The 8,492-nt window shown below is 69.9% G+C and carries 8 protein-coding genes; 3 read left to right on the top strand and 5 right to left on the bottom strand.

Features of this window, described 5'->3' with window-relative positions:
* Nucleotides 1-1,084: AAA family ATPase (locus ACLN58_RS14050; protein WP_415855882.1), on the bottom strand; the 1,084-nt coding region annotated here is incomplete at its 3' end.
* Nucleotides 1,085-1,149: 65 nt separating this feature from the next.
* Here ACLN58_RS14050 and ACLN58_RS14055 point away from each other — a divergent pair.
* Both ACLN58_RS14055 and ACLN58_RS14060 read left to right on the top strand, forming a co-directional pair.
* Nucleotides 1,150-1,416, top strand: coding sequence for a hypothetical protein (locus tag ACLN58_RS14055; protein ID WP_415855883.1), 267 nt, complete (start codon nucleotides 1,150-1,152; stop codon nucleotides 1,414-1,416).
* 85 nt (nucleotides 1,417-1,501) lie between these two features.
* Nucleotides 1,502-2,146: a dihydrofolate reductase family protein gene (locus ACLN58_RS14060; protein ID WP_415855884.1), complete on the top strand. Its 645-nt coding sequence runs from the start codon at nucleotides 1,502-1,504 to the stop codon at nucleotides 2,144-2,146.
* Nucleotides 2,147-2,298: 152 nt separating this feature from the next.
* On the opposite strand, the gene ACLN58_RS14065 is transcribed toward ACLN58_RS14060, so the two are convergent.
* From ACLN58_RS14065 to ACLN58_RS14080, 4 genes are read right to left on the bottom strand one after another with little or no spacing between them, the layout of a single operon-like run.
* Nucleotides 2,299-3,111 carry a bifunctional allantoicase/(S)-ureidoglycine aminohydrolase gene (locus ACLN58_RS14065; RefSeq protein WP_415855885.1) on the bottom strand — a complete coding sequence of 271 codons (813 nt, stop codon included), beginning with the start codon at nucleotides 3,109-3,111 and terminating at the stop codon, nucleotides 2,299-2,301.
* Nucleotides 3,112-3,141: 30 nt separating this feature from the next.
* On the bottom strand, nucleotides 3,142-4,482 hold the full coding sequence (locus tag ACLN58_RS14070; protein ID WP_415855886.1) for a DUF6986 family protein: 1,341 nt from the start codon (nucleotides 4,480-4,482) through the stop codon (nucleotides 3,142-3,144).
* A complete protein-coding gene (gene aceB, locus ACLN58_RS14075; RefSeq protein WP_415855887.1) occupies nucleotides 4,482-6,080 on the bottom strand; it encodes a malate synthase A in 1,599 nt (532 codons plus the stop codon). Before aceB ends, ACLN58_RS14070 begins: the two co-directional genes overlap by 1 nt.
* Nucleotides 6,081-6,136: 56 nt before the next feature.
* Nucleotides 6,137-7,519 (bottom strand): NAD-dependent malic enzyme, encoded by a 1,383-nt coding sequence (locus tag ACLN58_RS14080; RefSeq protein ID WP_415855888.1) that lies wholly within the window; start codon nucleotides 7,517-7,519, stop codon nucleotides 6,137-6,139.
* Between the two features lie 240 nt (nucleotides 7,520-7,759).
* On the opposite strand from ACLN58_RS14080, the gene ACLN58_RS14085 reads away from it, so the two are divergent.
* A partial coding sequence (locus ACLN58_RS14085; protein WP_415855889.1) for an IclR family transcriptional regulator occupies nucleotides 7,760-8,492 on the top strand: 733 nt, incomplete at its 3' end.

The following is an 8,492-nucleotide window of genomic DNA, read 5'->3' on the forward strand; positions in this document are numbered from 1 at the left end:
CGAGCGCGCGCTCGAGCACTTCGACCCGGTTGGTCGTGAGGATGAACGCGACGTCGGCGTCGCCGTCGAGCCCGTCGAGGGCGTCGAGGATCTCGAACAGGAGGGGCTGCGGCATGGGCCCGAAGCTGCGGTCCTCCGCGACGAGGTCCACGTCCTCGAGGACCACGATCGACGGCGTGAGCGCGCGCGCCATCTGCGCCGCGTCCGTCACCCGCCCCAGGGAGCGCCCGGCCATCATGAGTACGGTCGTCCCCTCGGACGCCCCGATGAGGTGCCGCACGGTGTGCGTCTTGCCGGTGCCGGGCGGGCCGTAGAGCAGGAGCCCGCGCTTGAGGTGCTGCCCGTGGGCCTCGAGCACGGCCGCGTGCCGGCCCACCCCGAGGGTGTGCTCTCGGATGCGCGGGAGGACCTCGGGCGGGAGGATGACGTCTGCCTCGGAGACCTGCGGCCGCTCGACGAACGTGATCCCCGCGGGAGTCGGTGCGCGCCCCGGCCCGAAGCCCGTGATCGATAGGAGGATCACCTGGCCCTTGAAGATGCTCTCGCGCTCGAGCCGTCCGCGCAGCTCCGCGAAAAGGCGGGACACGGCGTCCTCATCGCCGGCAATGACCTCGAGCGAAGGGATGAACCGTTGCTCGTTGGGCGACGCGCCTCGCTGCAGGATTGCCACTGGCGTGCCGTCGTAGCGGAAGAGGCGCAGGCCGAAGAACAGCGTGCGGCGCTGCTCGCTGGGGCCGATGGGCTCGTTCGAATAGTCGGGCTGGGTGACGACCGAGAACGCGCGGCCGATGCCGCTGTCCACCATGCCCCGAAAGTCCGCGTGCATCCGCATCTGGCCGCCGCCGACGCCCATGACGCGCGCGGACGGATCTCGGCCCGCGATCTCGTCTAGCACCACGTCGGTGTCGACGAGGCGGTGCAGCTGAATCGGCTCGATGACTGTGGCGAGTTCGCCGGGGTCCGCCCCGAGGTGCTCGGCCACGACGTCGCGGACCGAGGGCCCCGATCCGTCCCACTTGCGCTCGGCTGCGAGCCGCACGAGGTCCCCGAAATCGCTGATGAACCTCCCCAAAGCCTCATCCATGGCCCGAGCCTAGCAGTGACCCACGCCACTGGCGTGTCCCTCCCCGGGGGGACCACAATGGCCACATGGCCAGCTATGTGGGTGCCGAGCGAGCCTCGAGCACAGACCCTAGAGACTGGGGGCGGGCCTTGGCCGTTGCTCTCGAGCGGCTCCTCGAGGCCGCGCGCCTCGACGGGCATTACGCGGAACACGAACATCTGTACGGCGAAGACCTCGTCCTGCGGATCGAGGAAGACGGCGACGGCGCCAACGTCACCGTGCGCTGGGTCCCGACAGGGAACAGCGGCGCGGACGACGGCGACGTGGACGACGGCGAGAAGCTCGCCGTCTGATCTGGCTCGCCTCGGCGAGCTTCCCTGCCCCCGCCCGGCGGCGATCGTGCCGGCCGGTCCCTGAGGCGCGCCCAAGACTCGGGGCATGGCCCGGCGCGAGATGCTGCGCGGGCCCTTGCCGGGCCGACCGCCGGATGCCACGGTGGTGGGCATGGGACGGCTCGTGGTGCAGGAGATTGTCACGGCGGACGGCTTCGCGGCGGACGCCGACGGGAACTTCACGTTCACGCAGAAGGTCGAAGGCAGCGTCGCGGAGTGGGACCGCCACCAGTTCGCGTGGCTCGACGACGTCGACGCCATGGTCATGGGCGCCCGGACCTACGAGCTCTTCAACGCGTTCTGGCCCACGCCGGCCTCGGCGACCGAGATGATCGCGGACAAGCTCAACGCCCTGGATCGCTACGTCTTCTCGACGACGCTCCGCGAGGCGCCGTGGGGTTCCATCGGTGAGTGCCGGATTGAATCGGGCGACGCGATCGAGGCGATCCGCCGGATCAAGCGGCAGACGCCCGGCGACGTCGTCGTGTGGGGCAGCCTGACGCTCGCGCGCTCCTTCCTCGCGGGCGGCGAGGTGGACGAGGTGCGGCTGCTCGTCATGCCCGTTGCGCTCGGCGCGGGGCGCGGGTTCTTCCCCGAGGGCGCGCAGGTCCTCGCGCTGCGCGGCACTGAGACGCTGGATTCCGGCCTCGTCGAGCTCGTGTACGACGTGCGGCGTCCCGCGGCCGGCTGAGCGGGCTGCGGCGTCCCGCGGCCGGCTGAGCGGGCTGTGCCAGCGCCTTAAATGGCTCCGCCCCCGGCGTTGCGCGACCGGGGGCGGAGGGTATGGGTGGCGGGGCGGGTGAGGAGCGGCCGCCGTGGACCCCGCGCGGGTAGGGCGTTCCGTCAGGTGAGGCGGATCTGGCGGTTGACGTCCTTGTAGAGGAGATACCGGAACTCGCCCGGGCCGCCCGCGTAGCAGGCCTGCGGGCAGAACGCGCGAAGCCACATGAAGTCCCCGGCCTCGACCTCGACCCAGTCGTTGTTGAGCAGGTACATGGCCTTGCCCTCGAGGACGTAGAGGCCGTGCTCCATGACGTGGGTCTCGGGGAACGGGATCACGCCGCCTGGCTGGAACGTCACGATGTTCACGTGCATGTCGTGGGCCAGGTCGTCGGGGTCCACGAAGCGCGTCGTCTTCCACACGCCGTTGACGTTCGGCATCTCGCGGGGTGCGACCTCGGCGTCGCTCGTCACGAAGGACTTGGCCTCGTAGCCCTCGAGGCGCTGGTACGCCTTGCGGATCCAGTGGAACGAGACGATGCCGTCGGAGACGTTCTCGAGGCCCCACTCGTCGCCTGCGGCGAGGTAGGCGTAGCCGCCCTCGTCGAGCTCGTGCACCTCGCCGCCGAGCGTGAGGTTGACCTTGCCCTTCGTCACGAAGATGACGCCCTCGACGCCCGCCTCGAACTCGGCCTTCGGGGCGCCGCCGCCGGGGCCGATCTCGACGATGAGCTGCGAGAACGTCGTGGCGAAGCCCGAGATGGGCCGGGCGATGATCCACGAGCGCGTGTTCGTGAAGCCGGGGAGATTGCTTGTCACGATGTCCGTCAGGACGCCCTTGGGGATGACCGTGTAGGCCTCCTTGACGATCGCGCGCTCGGTCGTGAGGTGGGTCTGGGGCGGCAGCCCGCCCTCGGGGTAGTAGTACTTGCCCATGTGTGAGTCCTTACTAGATTGCGGTCGAAGCTAGTTCGCGTTCAGTGCAGCCAGGCGCGGGTGCGCGAGGCGCGTGAGGTCGCCCTCCGAGAGGCCCGTGAGGGCACGGACCTCGTCGGCGCCGGCGGCGCCGCACTGGACGCCGCGGAGCACGAAGGCCGCGAGCGCGCGGGCCGTGGCGGGCTCGTCGAGGACCGCGCCTACCGTCTGCTGGACGTAGTTCCGCAGCCGTTCGGTGGCCTTCGGAAGACCCTCGCGGTAGAACGCGTACGTCGCGATGTACCGCGTGGGCAGCTGGTGGGCGTGAAGGTCCCAGCCCTGGTAGTAGCCCCGCTCGAGCGAGCGGCGCACGAGGCGCGCGTGGAGCTTCCACGCCTCATCGCGCTGGGCGGCGTCGCCCACAGGGAGGACGTTCGTGGAGCCGTCCGAGAGGCGGATGCCCGTCCCGGCGACGGCGAGCTGCATGACTTCCTTCGCGAAGTCCGCGGCCGGGTGTTCCATGGACTGGTACGCGGCGGCGATCTGGAGCGATGCCGAATAGTCGTACGTGCCGTAGTGCAGGGCCGTGATCCGTCCCTGCGCCCGGTGGGCGAGCTGGGCCACGGGGTGGTTGCCGTCCGGGCCGATGATGAGCTGCGGCGTCTCGACCTGGACCTCGAAGCCGAGGCGGCCGGGATGCAGGCCCAGCGAGGATTCGAGGCGTTCGACGGCGTAGACCATCGCCTCGACCTGCTCGACCGTGCTCACCTTGGGCAGGGTCAGGACGAGACCCTCGGGCAGGCTGTCCGGCCCGCCACCACCCACGCCAACGAGCCGCGCAAGGAACAGCTCGAGCGTCCGCAGGCCGCGCCGTCGTGTGCCGTCCTCGAAGCACTTGAAGCGGATGCCGACGAACGGCGTCGCCGTCCCCGCCGCGATCGCCACGGCGACCTGGTCCGCGGCCCGGACGGCCTCGGCGTCCTCCGTGGCGTCGGGATCCGCGGAGCGTCCGGGGGCTAGGTAGCCGTCCTCGAAGTCGATCCGCAGGTCCTCGATGGCCTCCGTGCCCAGCTTTGCCTCGACGCGCGGGGCCACCTCGGCGACGAGCTCGGCGGGGAGGCCCACGAGCTCGGCGAGGCGCTGGATCCCGCCGGCCTCGCCCGCCGCGGCGAGGGCCTGCTGGCCCCAGTCCGCGGCGAGCGACGGCGTGAACCGGTCCGCGGGGACGTACACGGTGTGCACGGGCTGGCGTGTGCCGGCATCGCCCGGATACGCCTCGGCGAGGAGGCGATCCGTGCCCGCGAGCTGCGAGTCGATCCGTTCGAAGTCCGCGTCACCGAAAACCGCCTTCGGCAAGGCCTCAGCCGGGAAGCCGGAGTCGGGGGCGCCCATCAGCCCACCAGCTCGTATGCGGGTGTCGTGAGGAAGTCGGTGTAGTCCTCGGAGAGGCAGATGTCCGCGATGAGGCGGCTAGCGGGCTCGTAGTACGCGGAGAACTGGCCGGGATCGACCTCGCCGCGCAGGCGCTCGGTCTCCTCCGCGAGGAGCGTCGAGACGAGCTCGCGCGTCACGGTGTTGCCCGTGTCGCTCAGGACCACCTTGTTGTGGATCTGCTGCCACACCTGCGAGCGCGAGATCTCCGCGGTCGCCGCATCCTCCATGAGGTTGTGGATCGCCACGGCGCCGTTGCCCGAGAGCCATACGGCCGTGTACGCGACGGCGACGTACAGGTTGAGGCGCAGCCCGGCCTCGGTCGCGACGCCCTCGGCCGAGGACACGTCGAGCAGTTGGTCCGCGGTCACGTTGACCTCGGGGCGCTGGCGGTCCACCTGGTTGGGCTTATCGCCCAGGAACTGGTCGAAGACCGCCTGGCACGTCTCGACGAGGTCCGGGTGCGCGACCCACGAGCCGTCGAAGCCGTCCGTGGCCTCGCGCGTCTTGTCGGCGCGGACCTTCTCGATCGCGGCGGCCGTGATCTCGGGCTCCTTGCGGTTTGGGATGAACGCCGCCATGCCGCCCATCGCGAACGCGCCGCGCTTGTGGCACGTCTGGACGAGGAGCTCGGTATACGCACGCATGAACGGCGCCGTCATCACGACGGACGCGCGGTCGGGGAGCGTGAACTTCTCGCCGGCATCGCGGAAGAACTTGATGATGCTGAACAGGTAGTCCCAGCGGCCCGCGTTGAGGCCCGAGGCGTGGTCGCGGAGCTCGTAGAGGATCTCGTCCATCTCGAACGCGGCGGGGATGGTCTCGATGAGCACGGTCGCGCGGATGGTGCCCTGCGGGATGCCGAGGTAGTCCTGCGCGAAGACGAAGACCTCGTTCCAGAGGCGCGCCTCGAGGTGGCTCTCCATCTTGGGCAGGTAGTAGTACGGGCCCCGGCCGGAAGCGATGAGGAGCTTCGCGACGTGGAAGAAGTGGAGGCCGAAGTCCACTAGCGCACCCGAGGCGGGTTCGCCGTCGACCGTAATGTGGCGCTCCTCCATGTGCCAGCCGCGCGGGCGGGTGACCACGACGGCGAGCGGCGCGTCCTCGCCGAGCCGGTACTCCTTGCCCTCGGGCGAGGTGAACGAGAGCGTGCCGAGGGCGGCGTCGCGCAGGTTGAGCACGGAGTCGACGACGTTGGCCCAGTGCGGGCTCGAGGCGTCCTCCATGTCCGCGAGCCACACCTTCGCGCCCGAGTTGAGCGCGTTGATGGCCATCTTCGCGGGGCTCGCCGGGCCGGTCATCTCGACCCGGCGGTCCTCGAGCGCGGCCGGCGCCGGCGCGACCCTCCACTGGGCGGCGCGGATCTCCGCCGTGTTCGGCAGGAAGTCCAGCCGGCCGGTCGAGGCGGCCTCCGCGCGTCGTGCCTTGCGGGCCTCGAGCCGGTCCTTGCGCTCGGCGGCGAAGCGGCGGTGCAGCTCCTCGACGAACGCGAGCGCCTCGTCCGTGAGGATCTCCTCCGCGCGCTCCACGGGCTTCGTATCGGTCACAGTGATGGCCATAGCTCTACTTCCTCTCCCTGGTCTGAAGTCTTGAATCGTGAGGACCCCGTGCTGGATCAGGAGTGCGCTGCCGCGACGATGGCCGCGGCGACGTCCTGGGCGACGTGCGGGTCGAACACGCTCGGGATGATGAAGCTCGCGTTGAGCTCCTCGTCCGAGACGCGCGAGGCGATGGCTTGGGCCGCCGCCACCAGCATGTCAGGGGTGATGTCGGCCACGCCAGCGTCGAGCAGGCCGCGGAACACACCCGGGAACGCGAGCACGTTGTTGATCTGGTTGGGGAAGTCGCTCCGGCCGGTGGCCACGACGGCGGCGTGCTCGGCGGCCGCGATCGGATCCGTCTCGGGGTCCGGGTTGGCCATCGCGAAGACGATCGCGTCCTGGGCCATCGTCGCGACCTGCTCGGGGCCGAACAGGTTCGGCGCGGAGACTCCGATGAACACGTCCGAGCCCTTGAGGGCCTCGTGGAGGGTTCCAGAGAACGCCTCGGGGTTCGTGTTCTCGGCGATCCAGATGCGGTGCGCGTCCGTGAGCTGCTGCCCGCGGTGGATCGCACCCTTGCGATCGCACGCGATGATGTTCCTCGCGCCCTGGGCCTGGAGCAGCTGGATGATCGCGTTGCCGGCCGCGCCGACGCCCGAGACCACGATCCGCACGTCCTCGATCTTCTTGTCCACGAGCTTGAGCGCGTTCACGAGCGCCGCGAGCGTGACGATGGCCGTGCCGTGCTGGTCGTCGTGGAACACGGGGATGTCGAGCTCCTCGCGGAGACGGGCCTCGATCTCGAAGCAGCGCGGCGCCGCGATGTCCTCGAGGTTCACGCCGCCGTACACCGGCGCGATGGCCTTGACGATCTTGATGATCTCCTCGGTGTCCTGCGTGTCGAGGCACACGGGCCACGCGTCGACGTTGGCGAACTGCTTGAAGAGGGCGGCCTTGCCCTCCATGACCGGGAGCGCGGCGGCCGGGCCGATGTTGCCGAGCCCCAGCACCGCCGAGCCGTCCGTCACGACCGCGACGGTGTTGCGCTTGACGGTGAGGCGGCGGGCATCCTCCGGGTTCGCTGCGATCGCGAGGCACACGCGGGCGACGCCGGGCGTGTAGGCGCGCGAAAGGTCGTCGCGGTTGCGGAGGGGAACCTTCGGGACGACCTCGAGCTTGCCGCCGAGATGCATGAGGAAGGTACGGTCCGAGACCTTGCGCACGGTCACGCCGTCGAGTGCTTCGAGCGCCGCGGCGACCTGCTCGGCGTGCTGCTCCGACGTCGTGTTGCACGTGATGTCCACCGTGAGGCGGTCGTGATGCGATTCGCTGATGTCGAGCGCCGTGACGGGGGCGCCGGCCGCGGCGACGGCGGCGGCGAGCTCGCCCGTGATGCTGATGCGCGACGGCGCGTCGATGCGGAGCGTGATGGAGTTGCCGGGGCTGGGACTCGCCATTGAATCGTCCTTACGTCAGGAGGCAACCGCCTCGGGTTAATTTCCGTACTACGGATATTATTGTTTGCATCTTGGAAAAACAAGTCCCCGCGCGCGACCCCGCAACGTGTGGGACGGGACCCCGCAACGTGCGGGACGGGGGCCTTGTCAGCGTGTTGTATCGTGAGGTATCCGCAAAGTTTCCGGGATGCGGATAATTAATGCCGGAACAGGTTCCGGTCGCGACCCATGGAGGACCACATGGCCGAGAAGGCCTCAGGCGGCGTCCAGTCCGTCGAGCGCGTCTTCGAGCTGCTCGAACTCATCACCGACGCAGGTGGGGATGTCACGCTGAGCGAGCTGTCGTCGTCGACCGAGCTTCCGCTGCCCACCATCCACCGGCTCCTCCGCACGCTCGTCGCGCTCGGGTACGTGCGGCAGCTGCCCAATCGCCGCTACGCGCTCGGCCCGCGCCTCATCCGCCTCGGCGAGGGTGCCAACAAGCAGCTCGGCGCGCTCGCGCAGCCGCAGCTCAAGACGCTCGTGGACCGCCTCGGCGAGACCGCGAACATGGCCGTGCTCGATTCCGACATGGTGATCTACGTGGCCCAGGTCCCCTCGCTGCACTCGATGCGCATGTTCACGGAGGTCGGCCGGCGCGCCCACACGCACGATACCGGCGTGGGCAAGGCGATCCTCTCGCAGCTCGAGGACGATCAGGTGCGCGCGATCGTCGGCCGTCAGGGCATGCCCACGCCCACGGCGTACAGCATCGGCGACGTCGAGACGCTCCTCGCGGACCTCGACAAGATCCGCGCCCGCGGCTACGCGATCGACGAGCAGGAGCAGGAGGTTGGCGTGCGCTGCTTCTCGATGCCCGTCCCCAACGCTCCGACCCCGACCGCCATCTCGGTCTCCGGCCCCGTCTCGCGCGTCGACGACGCGTTCGGCGAGCGTGCCGTGCCCGCGCTGCGCGAGGCCGCGGCCCGGATCT

It is taken from the genome of Sinomonas sp. G460-2 (assembly GCF_047759905.1).
Lineage (GTDB): Bacteria > Actinomycetota > Actinomycetes > Actinomycetales > Micrococcaceae > Sinomonas.